This window comes from Bartonella sp. AP3QHHD, from assembly GCF_042195765.1.
Classification (GTDB): Bacteria; Pseudomonadota; Alphaproteobacteria; order Rhizobiales; family Rhizobiaceae; genus Bartonella.
The window spans coordinates 31,536-48,236 of sequence record NZ_JBHIPC010000098.1; the positions used below are offsets into that span (position 1 = coordinate 31,536).

The following is a 16,701-nucleotide window of genomic DNA, read 5'->3' on the forward strand; positions in this document are numbered from 1 at the left end:
TTCAAAAAATGAAACGAAAAATAACTTTTGTTATGGTCCTAACGATCGCTCTTACTGGTTGTGCCTCTTTGAGTGGCCCTAAAAAACCACCACGCTGTAATGGCAAACATACACGCGCTTTAAATAAAGATAAGTGGAATTGGGACAATAAAAACATTGTCTACCCAGAAAAGAGCGTAAAGCCTGTTACCACTCCCATCATTCTCAATACTTTGGAAAGTGAAAAAGTAACAGCCAATTCAGCTTTATTAAAGCCGATTATTCATGAAGCACGATCTGATAAAACTGTGGAGGTTATGCGTGAAAAGTGATGCCCTTGAAGAATATATAAAAGAAGCGCGCTCATTTGACATTGATCGCATGCATAGCATGCGCGTGCGGATGAAAATCTCCATGGCTTTAACAGTGCTTTTTGGATTGATGACAATTGCGCTAGCTTTAGCTGTCGCAGCTTTGACGCCTTTGAAAACGGTAGAGCCTTTTGTTATCCGCGTTGATAACTCAACAGGCATTATTGATACTGTAAGCGCCCTAAAAGAATCCCCTAACGACTATGATGAAGCGATAACGCGTTATTTTGCCAGCCAATACGTTCGCGCTCGTGAAGGTTTTCAAGCATCAGAAGCAGAAAACAATTTTCGCTTAGTCTCTCTTTTATCTTCTCCAAAAGAACAAAACCGTTTTGCAAAATGGTACGCGGGCAATAATCCAGAAAGTCCGCAAAATATTTATCATAACATGATTGCTACGATCACAATCAAATCAATCTCTTTTATAAGTAAAGATCTTATCCAAGTTCGTTACTATAAAACGATCAGAGACTTGAATGAAAAAGAAAATATTTCCCATTGGATTTCAATCTTAAATTTTTCCTACGTGAACGCACACATTTCAACGTCTGATCGTCTTATCAACCCTCTTGGTTTTCAAGTATCGGAATATAGATCTGATCCAGAGGTGATAAAATGATCAGACTTTTACAAACAATCTCTTTAATTTTTACGATCACTGTCAGCTTGCACACAGTTCTCTCACTTGCGGAAACAGCGCCTGTCAGTGCACGTAAAGATAACCGCATCAGATTTGTCAATTATGACCCCTACAACGTCGTACAAATCATTGGCTCCATTCGCTCTTCGGTTCAACTAGAATTTGCCGTTGATGAAGAAGTAACCTATGTAGGAATTGGAAATTCGGTTGCTTGGCAAGTTGCACCGGCTGGACACTTTGTTTTTCTCAAACCACGTGAAGTTCAGCCTGTGACAAATTTACAAATTGTCACAAGCCGCCAAGATGGAACACAACGCTCTTATCAATTCGAGCTACAAGTCCGTGAAGGCGATGTTTCAGCCGGCAATGAGACGTATTTCTTGGTAAAGTTTCGTTATCCAGAAGATGAAGCCTTACGTAAGAAATTAGCCGAAGCAGAAAAAGAAAAACAACGTGAAGAAAACTTTGTCAATGATATTTTAAATATCCATGAAGATTTTGGACCACGCAATTGGGCTTATGAAGCTCAAGGCTCATCCCTTATTGAACCTGCTTCTGTCTATGATAATGGGAAAACAACAACCTTTACCTTTTTAGGCAACATTGAAATCCCTGCCATTTACATTGTATCGCCTGATGGGCAAGAAGCGCTTATTCCCAAATCGATTAAAGGCAACAAGGTTATTGTTCATGCAACAGCTGCACAATTCACGCTACGACGTGGGAATGAAGTATTGTGCATCTTTAACAAAAGGTTCGTACCAAAAGGAATTAATCCTGAAACAGGTACGACATCACCATCTGTACAACGTAAAGTGAACCTAGGAAGCAGCCATGAATAACACCGTGGATGAAAAAAGCATTAATGATCGCGATACAATAAAAAATGCTCAAGGGAAAAGTCAACAAAACAATGTGGGGAAAGCTATTGCTCTTATTATTCTTTTCAGTGTCTGTCTTTATTTAGCCTATTCAACACTTGTTACAGACAAAAAGCAACCAATTGAATCTTCAAAAGAAGGAAAAGTTATAAAACAAACAGAGCTTTTTCATCCTGCAAAGCCTACCCCTCCCCCCTTTGAACAGCCTCAACGAAATAACGCTCTATTACCAAAAGTCGAGCTACCAACACCAAACATCAATCAATTAAATTCTGATGACTCACTGCTGGAGGCAGCACAACGTGCTCCTGTATTAGCTTATGCAAGTACACAACAAGGCAAAATAGATTCACAAACAAATAATGGTGCTTTGCCTCACCAACTTGAAAGCAAACCTGATGAAACGACACAACGTTTTAATCATCTTCTCAAACCCACAGTGCTTGAAGGTATTCGTGCTTCAACCCTTGGCAATCGAAACTACATCATCGCGATGGGAACTTCTATTCCTTGTATTTTAGAAACAGCCATCAACAGTGATCAACAAGGTTTTGCCAGTTGTATCATCTCCAGAGATATCTTATCAGACAATGGTCGTGTTGTGCTTCTTGATAAAGGCACCCAAATTGTTGGTGAATATCGCGCCGGATTGAAAAAAGGCCAAACACGTCTCTTTGTACTATGGAATAGAGCAAAAACCCCCAATGGTATCATTATATCTTTAGCTTCACCGGCAACGGATGCTTTAGGGCGTTCTGGTATGGATGGAGATATTGATAACCATTGGCTCGAGAGGATTGGGTCTGCGCTTCTTGTCTCACTAATAAAAGATGCAACACACTATGCCAATAAACGTTTATCAAAAAAACAGGAAAAAGAAGAAACTGAAACAATCTCTTCAGGACAAAACATCGCAAACATTCTCGTAGAAAATTACGCCAATATTCCTCCAACATTATCCAAAAACCAAGGGGAAATGGTGAATATCTTTGTTGCCCGCGATTTAGATTTTTCCAGCGTTTATAAATTGAAAGTCATCGAAAACAAAAAACAGATTATCAATCGAGCTGTTTCAAGAAACTTTTACAAAAATTCGGCGGTAACTTTAGAATGAACTCAAACTTACATACCATGAGCGATGAAACCGTTGCGATTGTTCTCACAAAACTTGAACCCATCAGTGCTTTTTTGAAAGATGATAGACTCTTTGAAATTGTTATCAATCGTCCCTATCAAGTCATGACTGAAGGATTTGATGGATGGAAAACAATAGAAGCACCGGGGCTCTCTTTTAATGAGCTTATGGGGATTGCGAAAGTTGTCGCCTCCTATTCCAAGCAAAACATATCGGACAAAAACCCAATATTATCTGCAACGCTACCAGGCAATGAGCGCATTCAAATTGTCATTCCGCCGGCTGTCGAAAAAGACACGATTAGTATGACAATTCGTAAACCATCATCGCAGAGTTTTTCTCTCGAAGAACTCGCCAAGAAAGGCCTCTTCTCGCTCTGTGAACAGGTCTCTTTCACACCTTTGAATGACTATCATTCTCGTTTTAATGAACTCAAAATCATCGAGCATAAATTAGCCAATGCCTACTGTAATAAAGACTTTGTCTCTTTTTTAAATCAAGCTGTAGAATGCCAGAAAAATATTTTAATTGCGGGAAAAACCGGTTCGGGTAAAACAACATTATCAAAAGCATTAATCGCCAAAATCCCTCAAGAAGAGCGTATTATCACCATTGAAGACACGCAAGAATTGGTGATACCACACCCTAACCATGTCTCAATGTTCTATTCAAAAGATGGACAAGGCTTAGCCTCCGTTGGGCCCAAAGAGTTACTTGAATCATCTTTACGGATGCGTCCTGATCGTATTCTTTTGCAAGAACTTCGAGATGGTACAGCCTTTTATTATATCCGCAATGTCAATTCAGGCCATCCAGGTTCCATTACGACGGTTCACGCATCAACAGCACTTGCAGCCTTTGAGCAGATGACCCTTTTGGTCAAAGAAAGTGAAGGCGGTGGTGATTTAGAGCGTGATGATATTCGAGGCCTGTTGATTTCAATGATTGATATCATCATCCAATGCAAACGGATTGAAGGAAAATTTAAGGTCACAGAAATTTATTACGATCCCTTCAAACAACGAAACATCTTTGGAGGTGACTAAAAGAAGATCACACCGGCTGCCAAAGGCTCTTTTAAAGCAACAATTGCAAATAAGAGAAAAAATGCATGAAAACCAACGAAACAGAAATAGAGAAAATCTTTTATCGATGACAGAAGAAGAATTAAAAAAACGCCGTGAAGCCGTTGAAGCAGCCATCAGCACCCATGCGATAGAGGGAATAGCGCTTCATCCTACAACACTCAAAATTTTAGAAGAATACGCAAAGGGAAATATTTCACTCGAGGAATTTAACACTCTTATGGACAACGTAAAATTATAAGGAAGCTACGATGCCAAAAGCAAAAGCAAAGACAAAAAATATACAGATAGTTTCTCCCCATCATTATGTTTACCCAAACACCACAACACTCAAAAATAAATATGGAATAAAAGACTTAAAATCCTTTCTGGAGAAATGCTCACATGATACAGCAGAAGCAATGGTTAATTTGCGTGAAGCCCCCTTACCAGAAAAGTTTGATAGCTCCTATCTATGCTCTATTCATCACCACTTATTTAAAAATACCTTTGAATGGGCTGGATATATGCGCCATCTCCCCTTTACATTTGAAGATGGCACCATAGCCGCTATGCCCGAAATGAAAAGAACAGGATGGGAAAATCCTTTTGCACTCGGCGATGAAATCCAAGACGGTTTACAAAAATTAGATCAAACGCTTGCCGAAAAAGATAATTTGCAAGGCTTAACGCGTGAGAAATTTAACGCTGAAGCAATAAGCTTATTTAACGCCCTTAACCAACTTCATCCTTTTAGAGAAGGCAATGGACGTACACAACGGGTCTTTTTTGAAAAGCTTGCTCAAGCAGCAGGGCATCAGCTTGACTTTTCACTTGTTACAAAAGAACGCATGATGCTCGCCAGTGTTGCTGTAGCAGAAAATGGTGATCTAGAACCAATGCAACATCTGTTTGAAGATATCTCTAATCCCAATAAAATACTTCTTTTAAAGGAATTCATGAGCAACATGAAAGAACTTGGGCGCAATGTTAATGATCGTCCTGTTATGGTTGCAAAAGAAGGTGAAACTTACACGGGCACCTATAGGGGTGCTGGTTATGATAGCTTTGCTTTCAATGTGAAAGGCGCTTACATCATCGGCAATAAAGAACAACTCACACCAGAACAACTCAAAACATTAAAACCCGGTGATAGATTTACTTTTACCGTTCCCAAAACAAAAGCGCTTGAAAGCATTCTCATTCCAGAAGAAAGATTAGCCCCTTTGACAGAAAATGAAACGGCCCAAATGGTTGCAGAAGATTCTTGTGTCCACGCAAGCCTAAAACAGGTCCAGCAATTGTCAAAAATTGTTTATGGTAGTACAAAAACATTAGACAAACAGATGGAAGAAATCATCAAAAATCCAAACTTAGGCCAACCGCTCGCCAACCAGATTGAAAGAGCACCGCACTCTATTTCTCATCTTGCCGGTTTCAGTTTATGTGGACTACAAAATCAGGCACGTGCAAACGCTAAAAATCATCTTGAGATGCTCTGTACTGCCGTTGTAAATTTTGCCCATGCAGTGAGACATGCTGAAAAGGAAATTACGCAAGAACATGCAACAGAACAAAGTCGCCTTGCAAAAATGGTAGAAATGCCAAGTCAAAGCTTGCAAAACCTCTTCGCCTTGCCAAAAGAATTACAACAAGAAGCTTTAGCAAAAAATCCTTTATGTCAAAAAGAGCTCAGCAACTTTGTAAAAAAGATCAACACCCGTCTCTCACCAAATGAACATAAAGCAGTTCAAAATAATGATTATGAAACATTGGCTCAAAGCATTGGTGTATCAGAAAATAAAGCCAAACAAATTACACAAATTATTAAGCAAACCAAAGAAGTACACCAGCAAGCACAAGTATGCACAATGCACCGTTCCAAAGCATTCGCTATGGCCTGCTAAGAATAGACAAAACCTCCCTCCTTAATGAGAAAGGCTCATAAGCGAAAACTGTTTGGCGTTATCTGCACCTTTGCAAAAAGAGATGAGAGTTCATATCACACACCTAGAAAAGAGCATTTCGCAACATATTCTGACAGAATTGAAAGTAAAATACAATGAAATATACCAAAACACAAATGGTACTCATTTTAACACCGATCGCTTTAGGTGCTTTAACGATATTCCTTGTCCCTCATTTTTTATTGTTTATAACAAATGGACTAAAAAGCGATCAAATTTATTGGACTCTTCGTTCTGAGCCTTTATTAGTCTTAGCACTAACGGCTGCTGTTTCATTGTTGTATAGTCTCTCGCAAAAACTACACCTGCGTAAAATGATCACTTTTGTCTCCGTTGTCTTTTTTGGAACAACCGCTCTTTACTATATTGGTGGTGAAATAAAACGTTTAAGTCCCTATGTTGGCCAACAAGGAATAACATGGGGCTATGCTCTTCAATTCATGGACCCCATGGTTGTTTTTGGCATCATCATTGGTGTTTTTTTTTCCATCATTCAATTCGTAACAACCCTTCCCCCTAAAAGTAAGGTCAAGCGTGCAAAAAAAGGTATTTTTGGTGAGGCCGCTTGGATGAATTTAAGAGAAGCAGCAAAAATCTTTCCTGCCAATGGGCAAATTGTTGTGGGTGAAAGATACCGTGTCGATCAAGATAATGTGTGCAACATTCCCTTTGCACCTGGCAATAAAACAACATGGGGAAAGGGTGGAACAGCCCCTTTGCTAACCTTTAATCTTGATTTTGGTTCAACTCATATGATCTTTTTTGCTGGTTCTGGTGGCTATAAAACAACAAGTACAGTAGTTCCCACGTGTTTAACCTATCCAGGGTCTATTATTTGTCTTGATCCTTCAACAGAAGTTGCCCCAATGGTCAAATTTGCGCGTCAAAAAATGGGAAATAGAAATGTCATTGTTCTCGATCCCAACTCATTGTTAACAAAAAACTTTAATGTCATCGATTGGCTTTTAGATGACAGCGTACCACGCACACAACGCGAAGCAAATATTGTAAGCTTTTCAAAGTTGCTTCTTACAGATAAAAAATCAGATAATTCTTCAGCGGAATATTTCTCAACACAAGCCCATAATCTATTAACGGCTCTTCTTGCTCATGTTGTATTTTCTGATGAATATGAAGACAGCGAGCGCAATTTAAAAACATTGCGTGGTATTCTCTCTCAATCAGAAACAGCTGTTGTTAATCAATTACGCATGATTCAAGAAACAACACCTTCTCCTTTTATTCGTGAAATGGTTGGTATTTTTACAGAAATGGCAGAGCAAACCTTTTCAGGGGTTTATACCACCGCCTCAAAAGACACCCAATGGCTTTCTTTATCCAATTATGCAGATCTTGTCTGCGGAGATGATTTTTTTTCCTCAGATATTACCAATGGCAATACAGATGTTTTTCTCAATCTCCCCGCAAGCATTTTAAACAGTTATCCAGCTATTGGACGTGTGATTATTGGCGCCTTTCTCAATGCCATGGTTACAGCAGACGGTAACTATAAAAAGCGTGTTTTATTTGTCTTAGATGAAGTTGATCTTTTAGGCTATATGAATATTTTAGAAGAAGCCCGCGACCGTGGACGTAAATACGGTACATCCTTGATGCTCTTCTATCAATCCTCTGGCCAGTTGGTCAACCACTTTGGAGAAGCAGGAGCACGTTCATGGTTTGAAAGTTGTTCCTTTGTCAGCTATGCTGCCATTAAAGATCTCCAAACTGCCAAAGACATTTCAGAACGCTGTGGCCAAATGACCGTTGAAGTAACCGGAACAAACAAATCAAGAGGTTTATCTTTAGGAAAGAGTTCATACAACGTCAATTACCAACAAAGAGCCCTGATTTTACCCCACGAAGTTATTCAAGAAATGCGTCAAGATGAACAAATTATTCTGATGCAAGGACAACCCCCTTTACGTTGTGGTCGAGCGATCTATTTTAGAAGAAAAGAAATGTTAGCCGCAGCTGCAAAAAACCGCTTTGCTCCACAAAAGAAAAACTAAAAAACACCCTCTAATGGAGGCAATGCATCAAAACAAAAACATCAAAGGATAAAAGCAGAGATTCTATCTCATAAAAGCCTATAAAGAAGGAATTCCCGCTTGATACAACAAGAAAAATATGGGGAAAAGTCTTTAAATGATGGTATTATGCCTGTGCTTACCAATGCCAATTTTCTTTATAAAGCACTCTCCTCATCTCCAAATAATAAATACCAATCATATCTATGCCTTGAGAATCCTATCAGGAAACTTTTGAAGGCACCGCTTTTATAGGGAAATTTTTCTACAAAAAAATTAAAAGACAATATGCATGAAAACAACCCAAATGAACCATTCTCTCTCAGTAAAAGAAAAAAATGCCAAGATAAAGATTGATACACTCAAAAACACCTACGAATTTGAGGGATTTTTTCCTCACCCAAGTCTCAACATCTCAAAACAATATGCGTGGGGGATTTTCAAACAAAAAGTTTAACACACTCTCATAGATAATGTAACATTATAAGGAATGTAACAATGCCCAAAGCAAAAGAAAAAACAAAAGGGATTCCCTCACCCCATAATTATATCTATCTTGGTACCCAAATTCTCAAAAATAGATATGGAGAAACAGATTTAAAACGTTTTCTGGAAAAATGCTCACATGATAGGCAAAAAGCCATGATCAATCTGCGTGCAGAACCCCTGCCAGAATATTTTAATTCAACTTATCTATGCCATATCCACCAACAATTGTTTAAAAATACCTTTGTATGGGCTGGACATCTGCGCCATATCCCCTTCGCATTTACAGACGATAGCATTGCCGCCATGCCAGAAATGAAAAGAATGGAATGGGGCAATAATTTTGCAACCGGTGAAGAAATCCCTGAACTCTTACAAAAATTAGATCAAACGCTTGCCGAAAAAGACAATTTGCAAGGCTTAACACGCGAAGAATTTGTCAAGGAAGCAACGAGTCTATTTTATTCTCTTCACAAAATCCACCCATTCATAGATGGCAATGAGCACACAGAACAAGTCTTTTTTGAAAATCTTGCCAAAGCTGCAGGACATCAGCTTGACTTTTCGCTTGTCACACAAAAACGTATGATGGCTGCCTGTAGCGAAGCAATGCAATATAGCAATACACAACTGTTGAAAGATCTTTTTGAGGATATCTCCAATCCCCCCAAAATACGTCTTTTAAAAGAATTTATGGACCACGTAAACAATACGGGACGCAACGTGGATGATCGCCTTGTTATGGCAACAAAGGCAGGAGAAACCTATATAGGAACTTATAAAGGTTGTTATTCAGAAAGTTTTATACTCGATATGCAAGGAACTTACATCATTGGTAGCAAAGATGATCTCACACCAGAACGATTAAAAACATTAAAACCTGGTGATATCATTACCTTTACCGCCCCCAACAGCAAAGAGCTTGAAAACACGCTTATTCCAAAAGAAACATTAGCGCCTCTCACAAAAAGTGAATGTGCCAAAACAGTTGCGCTAGATAGTTACGTTCTCAAAGCTCAAAAGCAAGTCCGAGCTTACGCAAAAACTGTTTATGGTGACGCAAACGTATTAAACGAACAGATAGAAGAGATTATTAAAAATCCAGAATTCGGCAGACAGTTTGCTAATCAGATTAAACAGGCACCGCACTCTGTTTCTCCTCTTGCAGGTTTTAGTATATGCGGTCTACAAAATCCGGCACGTGTACACGCTCGAAATTATCTTGATGTGTTCTCTCTTGCAATTGAGAATTATGTGTATACTGTAGAAGCTACCTATAATATAGTCACTCGAGACCATAAAATTAAACAAGAACGCCTTGGAAAAGCGGTAGAGAATCCCAGTCAAAACTTGCAAAATATTTTTGCTTTATCACCGGAAAAACAAAGAGAAATCTTGTCTCAATCTCCTCAATTATACCAAGAGCTCCGTACTTTTATAAACAGTTTAGAACATCGTCTCTCATCAAACGAATGTAGTGCGATCACAAACAAAGATTATGAAACACTTGCACAAAGTATTGGTATATCAGAACAGAAAGCACGAGAAATTACCGACATTGTTCAAAAAGCAAGGAACGCTCATAGCCAATTCTACACACGCACACAAAATCGTTCAAATACACTTGCTATGGCCAACTAAAAAATATGAAACTTTGTTTTTTTGTTTTAAACACCTATGTGGAAGAGATATTTTAATATTCTTATCATACATGCAAAAAACAGACTACTTAAGCGCCCTACCACCAATTTTGCACATAGCATATACACCATATCCAAAGCAATTGGACAGGATAATTGTTAATTCCTTTTAAACGTCATGATTACTACTGACGAAAGCTACAAAAGCCTATTTTATTTGTCTTAGATGGAGTCGATTTTCGTGGTTATATGAATATTTTAAAAAGAGCACTCATTTTACCCCACAAAGTTATTCGAGAAATGCGTCAAGATGAACAAATTATTCTGATGCAAGGCTCCCCTTCGCGATGTGGTTGAGCCATCTATTTCAGAAGGAAAGAAATGTTAGCCGCAGCTACAAAACACCACTTTACCCCACAAAAGAAAAACTACCCTCCATGATGCGATATTGACAAAAAATAACCGCCCGCATACAAGAAAAACAGGTTCAAAAAATCCATGATTTTTCTTTTTATATTTTCTGTTTTATATTTTGTGCATCGTTTTATCAGCTTTATCAGCGCCCATGGTCTTTAAAAAGTCTTTATAAAAACGCCCATACACCCAACCAATAGCGACACTAATATCTCCACTTGGAAAAGGAACCCATTTCTACAAAGTTTTTCATCTATAATTTATATAATAAATTGATTTATAAATGATAATTTATATTTTTTTGTTAAATAAGAGACTAAATAGCGTAAGATTCTCTCATCTTAAATCTGTTCCATGTCGTGTTGCATCAATCAAAACTCTGTCGCCTGCATGTCACAAGCGAGAGCCTCATGTAGAGTAAAACTGTACAAGAAAGGCATACCTTTTTATGAACCGTCTCTAAGGCCCAAGGTCTTGTCCGAAACATTAGGCACTCAAAGTATCTGAGGATACTGGCTTCTTTATGAAGCGTAAAAATGGGAAAGCTCAATAGATTTTATACACTTCATGGGGGGCTTTAACGTTGTACTATTTATGAGCACCGTCGCCAAATGGGTGTGTTAAAAGATGTCTCTTTAAAACAAGCCCGTGAATTAGCACCCCAATGGTATTCTGTTTTACGTCAAGGGCGTTCCTCCATTAAAGAACATAATCAACAAAAGATTTGCCTTTGAGACAAGAAGTTCTCAAAACACCCACACGACAAACATCGATTTTCTCCCTCCCCCCCAAAAAACATCCAAGATATACACCAAAATGAATAAATCATTCTTATACAAGCTTTTCCCCCTTTACGATATCATAAAGTGTTCTATTTTAATGATAAAGCGCTGAAAAAGGCTTTTCTCCCCAACCAAAGAAAAGTTTTTATTCTCTTATGGGTCTTAAATCTTAAAGCAGCGCATACAATAAGAGCAACAACACAAAGTAAAAAACATTTTGTTGCAAAAATACACAAAAAAGATGTTCGTATGGCAAGATATTCATATGGAGCAATAAAAAAAATATAATGGAGAAAAATTTTTGATGACTGCTTTTGCCCATAGATTCACCAATCTGAGAGCTGTGTATGAAAAGTACCAGCACCATCCACTAACCAAGAGCGATTACACCCGCTATATCCACGCCCCTCATCAAAGCGCTCTTGCAAACAACTTTGTTAAAGGAAAAAACAACAATTTTAAGCAACATTTTTCTTTTTGACCTCTTCCTTACACCTCAAAAAACGAAGATTTTACCCAGAGTCAATTTTATAGAAAATCCATTTTCTGACCACTCATGGGCTTCATATCAGCGCCCTAAATACCAGCATTTTACAGTACAAGATAATAAACAAAGGAAACATCAGAAAAGCTTTTCAAAAGCATCACGAAACGATTTATACAACATCCATACACTGAAGGGAAAAACACTCCCTCTCATAACACCCAAAATCTCAAAAGAATACGCGAAGGGGAATTTTTCACATGCAGAGTTTAAGACGCTCATCAACCACCACCCTACCTACTTAGGAGAGATTACATGTTAGAGCAAAATTATCTATATAAAGGAACCAAAACACTCAAAAATAAATATGGCATCAAAGACCCTAAAAAACTGTATCAACGCAGTACCCATGATGTCACTAAAGCAGCCGTCAATTTTCGCCATGAACCACCCCCACAAAAATTTGATGCTTCCTATCTAAAACTAATCCACTGGAGCCTCTTCTACAAAACTTTTGAATGGGCTGGAAAAACCCGTGATACATCCTTTACATTTGAAGATGGCACCACTGCCCATATGCCGGCGATGCGTCCCAAAGCCTATGAAATTCCTTTTGCTATTGGACCGCAGATTCAAAAAGAACTAAAACAACTCGAAAAAACACTTAATGAAAAGAACAATTTAAAAGGTTTATTGCGCCAAGAATTTGCTGAAAGTGCCGCTGAAGTTTTTATGGCGCTCGAGCACGCACATCCTTTTAGAAAAGGCAATGGGCGCGTAAATCGAATGTTTATGGAAAAACTTGGACAAGCAGCAGGGCATACCATTGACTTTTCTTTCATCACAAAAGAACGTATGGCAGTAGCTTGTATTGAAGCCATGCAATATGGCAATCCCCAACCAATGAAAGATCTTTTTGAAGATATCACCCATCCGCAAAAATCCCTTGTTTTAAAAGAATTCATCTCCCAAATGAGAAACGCTGGACTGGATGAAATTAACGATCGTGTTGTTGTTGCAGCAAAGGAAGATGTAACCTATGAAGGCGTCTTTAGAGGTTTTTCAGCAGAAGGTTTTGTCATGGAAATAGAAGGGGCTTTCGTCGTCGGACACAAAGATGATCTCACCCCAGAACTCGTCAAAACATTACAAAACGGTGCCCGCTTCTGCTTTCAAAAAACCAATGTTCAAAGCTTAAAAGAAACACTGATCCCAAAAGAAACTTTAGCCCCTCTTACCCATGAAGAGTTATTCACAAGGATTTCAAATGACGCTTATGTTGAAGGGAGCCGAAAAGAAATCGAAAATTTATCAAAGACTGTTTATGGTAAAACCCAGGCCTTAAAGACAACATTAGATATCATAACGGCAGCTCCAAACTTAGGAAATCAGTTTGCCGATGAAACTTTACAAAACCCTCAATCAATTTCTAAATTTGCTGGGAGTAAAATACTTGGCATGAAAAGTTCAAATCGCAGACAAGCCGAACAGGCTGTTCCACAACTCAGCCAAGCCCTTAAAAATTATGGCGCAATAACACAACAAACAAAAGATGCAATTCTAGAGCAACACCAAAGAGAACAAAATCGCCTGAACCACACTGTCGAAAAACCTGGAAAAAATTTACAAAACCTTTTTGCCTTACCAGAAGAACAACAAAGGGAAGCTTTATTCCATTCTCGTTCACTGCGACAAGAACTCCATACCTTTTCACGACAACTACACAATCGTCTATCCTCAGAAGATCGTAAAGCCATACAAGAAAAAGATTATACCAGACTAGCTTGCCTCCTTGGGACATCGGAAAGCAAAGCAAAAGAAATTGCGAATACTGTAAAGAACACCCAAGAAGCACAATGCCAAGCTCGCAGCTTGAAAGTTAGTCGTTCCTCATCGCTGGCTCTTACCGGCTAAAAACGCGTGAACTTTTGCCTTCCAACAGAACTCTTTATACCAATCATTTTATCTCCATTACGCCCACCAATTGTTTTAAAATGTTACAAAAGATAGTCCTAAAAATGAATCCTGTAATCTACTATAACTTATTGATAATATTTCATAAAAAAACTGTATAAAAGACATAAATGTCCATTACATATCAATATGGATAGCGCGAAGTCTTTGGAGACCATTCAGTTTGATATTCTTCTTTTGTCTTAAAAAATATCAAAAAGTGGGAAATGCGCCAAAGAGGTTTTCTAAAAATATTGAAAGGAAACAGCCATGAAAAAAAGTCACCCAAGCCCTTCTACCAATGTAGAGGAACTAAGACAACAAATTGACCAACAAAACCTAGAAGCTTCTAATGTAGAAGACCTCTACGCAAAGGTTAATAAACCACCTAAAGAACAGCGCACCTCACCTCAATATACACTTCAACAACCACCAGAAACGGTTTATGCTCCCAAAAAGCCACTTGACCAACAAAACCTAGGAGCTTCTAATGTAGGAGACCTCTACGCAAGGGTTAATAAGCCACCCAAAGAACAGCGCACCTCACCTCAATATACACTTCAACAACCATCAGAAACGGCCTATGCTCCCCAAAAGCCACTAGGAAATCCCTATGATAGACTTGGTGAAAGACCAAGTGATGGGCGACGCACCGCCAAACTCGTAAACCCCTATTCAATAACGGATTTGGCAGCACAAGGTTGGCAAACACCCTACGACACAGTTGGTGAAGGTGCACAGGGTGGACGACATCCCCAAGAACCAGAACATCTCTATGCAGAGCTTGAAGTTGGTGAAAATGGTAGGCACTCTCCCCAAAGACCACTCGAATCCGTCTATGCAACGGTTGGCATGGGAGCTGAAGGCGGGCAAGAATCTGAACAACTAGAAAATCCCATCTATCAAGGCGTTGGCGGAGGCAGAATCTCCCCTCCCAGAACCCCAAAAGATGTGGTTACAACAAAGCTTTTAACAAGCGTAGACTTTCAATATGGTGTAAGAGAAACGCAAGAATGGTGCAGAGTTGTTTATGGTAACGAACATGCTTTGAATCAACAACTGGCTAAGATTCTTGACGACCCTCAAAATGCAGAAAAAGTCTTATGGAGCCTTGCAGAAAATCCTGAAAGCGCTGGTAAGCTTGCAGGTCACAAAATACTTGGTGTAAAATCTCTAAGCCGCAGAGAAGCTGAAGATGGTTTTCGTCCTCTTTGCTCAGCTCTTGAGAGACATATACATAATACACAAAAGCTCCATAAAAAGTTTACACGGGAGCATGAAAGAGAAAGAGGTCAAAGACAAGAAAGTCCAGAAAGAGATACAGAAGACAGACATTACCACCATCATCATCGTCATGCAAGAGGACAAGAACAAAATAGTCCAGAGCCCAGCCCACAACAACAAAGACATGAAGAAAAAGGAATGGCTTTTGCCATGTAAGGGGAGCATAAACATAAAAACAGATAGTTTTTGTTTTTCATGTAATCTTTTTTTCAGTGAGTTTCTTGGTGCAAATCATTTTATCGTGATTGCACCAAGAATTGTTTTAAAATATTACAAAAAATAGTCCTAAAAATGGATTCTGTAATTTATTATAACTTATTGATAATATTTCATAAAAAAACTGTATAAAAGACATAAATGTTCATTACATATCAATATGAATAGCGCAAAATCTTTGGAGGTCATTCGGTTGGATATCTTCCTTTATATCAAAGTTATCAAAACTAAAAGTGGGGAATGCACCAAAGAGGTTTTCTAAAAATATTGAAAGGAAATATGTATGAAAAAACATCATCCACATCCTTCTGCAAATCCAGAAGCCCTCTATGCAAAAATTAATAAACCAACTAGAGGAAACCAGCGCGGACCAACCCCAGAAGAGGAAGTTCTATACGCATCCGTTAGCAGTGTTTCTCCTTCAAGAGGGAGACATCCTGATCGGGGAAGAGAAAATCCTGAAACCGATTACACAGAGGTTGCTCCCCCAAAACGCGAAGCTGAGGTTACATACGCATCCGTTAGCAGTATTTCTCCTTCAAGAGGTAAACATCAAAGGACAGAAAATCCTGAAACTGACTATACAGAGGTTTCTCCACAACAAAAAGGAAGATCATCTTCACCTTCTCTCACAACTGATCAAAAGAGTGTAATGCTTTTAAAAAATCCACAGGTCCAAGCACGTGCAGAAGAGGTCATACATTGGAGTAAAATTGTTTATGGCAATGATACAATTTTCCAAAAACATTTGCAAAGCATACTTACAGATCCCAATAAAGGAAAAGAGCTTTCAGATCAACTTGCTGAAGATCCTGAGTCTATACATAAGCTTGCGGGCCGTACCGCACTTGGACTAAAAAGTCAAACACGCAAAGAAGCTGAAGAGGGTTTTAAATCGCTTGTTGACGCCATTGATGATTATACAAAGGCTGTAGAAAGAGCCACAGAGAGGCTATCGCAAACCCCTCTAGCGGAACAAAGACGCCGTCAAGAAAATTCTCAGCAAGTTGAGAGACACCATCATCATCATCGTCATCACGCAAGAGGACAAGAACAAAATAGTTCAGAGCACAGCCCTCAAAGACAAAGACAAGGAGAAAAAGGAATGGCTTTTGCCATGTAAGGGGGCATAAACATAAAAACAGATAGTTTTTGTTTTTCATGTAATCTTTTTTTCAGTGAGTTTCTTGGCGCAAATCGTTTCATCGCGATTGCGCCAAGAATTGTTTTAGAATGTTACAAAAAATAGTCCTAAAAATGGTGCCTGTAATTCACGATAACTATTGATAACTTATTGATAATATTTCACAAAAAAACTGTATAAAAGACACAAATGTCCATTAAGCTGATTGCAAATAGCGCAGATCTTTGGAAG

At 38.7% G+C, this 16,701-nt stretch carries 12 protein-coding genes and 2 pseudogenes; all 14 read left to right on the forward strand.

Annotated elements, in window-relative coordinates; genetic code table 11:
* Positions 1-8: 8 nt before the first annotated feature.
* The 14 genes and pseudogenes from ACFIL7_RS08425 (at position 9) to ACFIL7_RS08490 (ending at position 16,449) form a co-directional block, all read left to right on the forward strand.
* A complete protein-coding gene (locus tag ACFIL7_RS08425) occupies positions 9-311 on the forward strand; it encodes a type IV secretion system protein VirB7 (protein WP_375634757.1) in 303 nt (100 codons plus the stop codon).
* Positions 265-969: a virB8 family protein gene (locus ACFIL7_RS08430; RefSeq protein WP_375610599.1), complete on the forward strand. Its 705-nt coding sequence runs from the start codon at positions 265-267 to the stop codon at positions 967-969. Before ACFIL7_RS08425 ends, ACFIL7_RS08430 begins: the two co-directional genes overlap by 47 nt.
* Positions 966-1,832 carry a P-type conjugative transfer protein VirB9 gene (gene virB9 / locus ACFIL7_RS08435; protein WP_375621532.1) on the forward strand — a complete coding sequence of 289 codons (867 nt, stop codon included), beginning with the start codon at positions 966-968 and terminating at the stop codon, positions 1,830-1,832. The genes ACFIL7_RS08430 and virB9 overlap by 4 nt, the downstream gene beginning before the upstream one ends.
* On the forward strand, positions 1,825-2,985 hold the full coding sequence (virB10, locus tag ACFIL7_RS08440) for a type IV secretion system protein VirB10 (protein ID WP_375612191.1): 1,161 nt from the start codon (positions 1,825-1,827) through the stop codon (positions 2,983-2,985). Before virB9 ends, virB10 begins: the two co-directional genes overlap by 8 nt.
* Complete coding sequence (gene virB11, locus ACFIL7_RS08445) at positions 2,982-4,052, forward strand: P-type DNA transfer ATPase VirB11 (protein WP_375610602.1); 1,071 nt, start codon at positions 2,982-2,984, stop codon at positions 4,050-4,052. The genes virB10 and virB11 overlap by 4 nt, the downstream gene beginning before the upstream one ends.
* 61 nt (positions 4,053-4,113) lie before the next feature.
* Complete coding sequence (locus tag ACFIL7_RS08450; protein WP_375634756.1) at positions 4,114-4,332, forward strand: antitoxin VbhA family protein; 219 nt, start codon at positions 4,114-4,116, stop codon at positions 4,330-4,332.
* Between the two features lie 10 nt (positions 4,333-4,342).
* Positions 4,343-5,977, forward strand: coding sequence for a BID domain-containing T4SS effector (locus tag ACFIL7_RS08455; protein WP_375634368.1), 1,635 nt, complete (start codon positions 4,343-4,345; stop codon positions 5,975-5,977).
* A gap of 155 nt (positions 5,978-6,132) precedes the next feature.
* Entirely contained in the window at positions 6,133-8,049 is a 1,917-nt protein-coding gene (gene traG / locus ACFIL7_RS08460) for a Ti-type conjugative transfer system protein TraG (protein WP_375634755.1), read from the forward strand.
* A gap of 516 nt (positions 8,050-8,565) precedes the next feature.
* The gene (locus ACFIL7_RS08465; protein ID WP_375683518.1) at positions 8,566-10,194 is read left to right on the forward strand and encodes a BID domain-containing T4SS effector; all 1,629 of its coding nucleotides are present in this window, start codon (positions 8,566-8,568) and stop codon (positions 10,192-10,194) included.
* Between the two features lie 248 nt (positions 10,195-10,442).
* Positions 10,443-10,634, forward strand: a pseudogene (locus ACFIL7_RS08470) (type IV secretory system conjugative DNA transfer family protein); the annotation flags it as partial.
* Between the two features lie 575 nt (positions 10,635-11,209).
* Positions 11,210-11,329, forward strand: a pseudogene (locus ACFIL7_RS08475) (integrase); the annotation flags it as partial.
* An 859-nt stretch (positions 11,330-12,188) separates the two neighbouring features.
* A complete protein-coding gene (locus tag ACFIL7_RS08480) occupies positions 12,189-13,787 on the forward strand; it encodes a BID domain-containing T4SS effector (RefSeq protein WP_375683519.1) in 1,599 nt (532 codons plus the stop codon).
* 309 nt (positions 13,788-14,096) lie between these two features.
* Positions 14,097-15,266 (forward strand): BID domain-containing T4SS effector, encoded by a 1,170-nt coding sequence (locus tag ACFIL7_RS08485; RefSeq protein ID WP_375676829.1) that lies wholly within the window; start codon positions 14,097-14,099, stop codon positions 15,264-15,266.
* Between the two features lie 343 nt (positions 15,267-15,609).
* Positions 15,610-16,449, forward strand: coding sequence for a BID domain-containing T4SS effector (locus tag ACFIL7_RS08490; protein ID WP_375676830.1), 840 nt, complete (start codon positions 15,610-15,612; stop codon positions 16,447-16,449).
* Positions 16,450-16,701 lie beyond the last annotated feature (252 nt).

Bases quoted from the DNA above. Each gene is read 5' to 3' on its own strand.
- ACFIL7_RS08455 (WP_375634368.1), top strand. From the start codon at position 4,343: ATGCCAAAAGCAAAAGCAAAGACAAAAAATATACAGATAGTTTCTCCC.
- ACFIL7_RS08490 (WP_375676830.1), top strand. From the start codon at position 15,610: ATGAAAAAACATCATCCACATCCTTCTGCAAATCCAGAAGCCCTCTAT.
- ACFIL7_RS08480 (WP_375683519.1), top strand. From the start codon at position 12,189: ATGTTAGAGCAAAATTATCTATATAAAGGAACCAAAACACTCAAAAAT.
- virB11 (WP_375610602.1), top strand. From the start codon at position 2,982: ATGAACTCAAACTTACATACCATGAGCGATGAAACCGTTGCGATTGTT.
- ACFIL7_RS08485 (WP_375676829.1), top strand. From the start codon at position 14,097: ATGAAAAAAAGTCACCCAAGCCCTTCTACCAATGTAGAGGAACTAAGA.
- virB9 (WP_375621532.1), top strand. From the start codon at position 966: ATGATCAGACTTTTACAAACAATCTCTTTAATTTTTACGATCACTGTC.
- ACFIL7_RS08465 (WP_375683518.1), top strand. From the start codon at position 8,566: ATGCCCAAAGCAAAAGAAAAAACAAAAGGGATTCCCTCACCCCATAAT.
- ACFIL7_RS08425 (WP_375634757.1), top strand. From the start codon at position 9: ATGAAACGAAAAATAACTTTTGTTATGGTCCTAACGATCGCTCTTACT.
- ACFIL7_RS08450 (WP_375634756.1), top strand. From the start codon at position 4,114: ATGCATGAAAACCAACGAAACAGAAATAGAGAAAATCTTTTATCGATG.
- virB10 (WP_375612191.1), top strand. From the start codon at position 1,825: ATGAATAACACCGTGGATGAAAAAAGCATTAATGATCGCGATACAATA.
- traG (WP_375634755.1), top strand. From the start codon at position 6,133: ATGAAATATACCAAAACACAAATGGTACTCATTTTAACACCGATCGCT.
- ACFIL7_RS08430 (WP_375610599.1), top strand. From the start codon at position 265: ATGAAGCACGATCTGATAAAACTGTGGAGGTTATGCGTGAAAAGTGAT.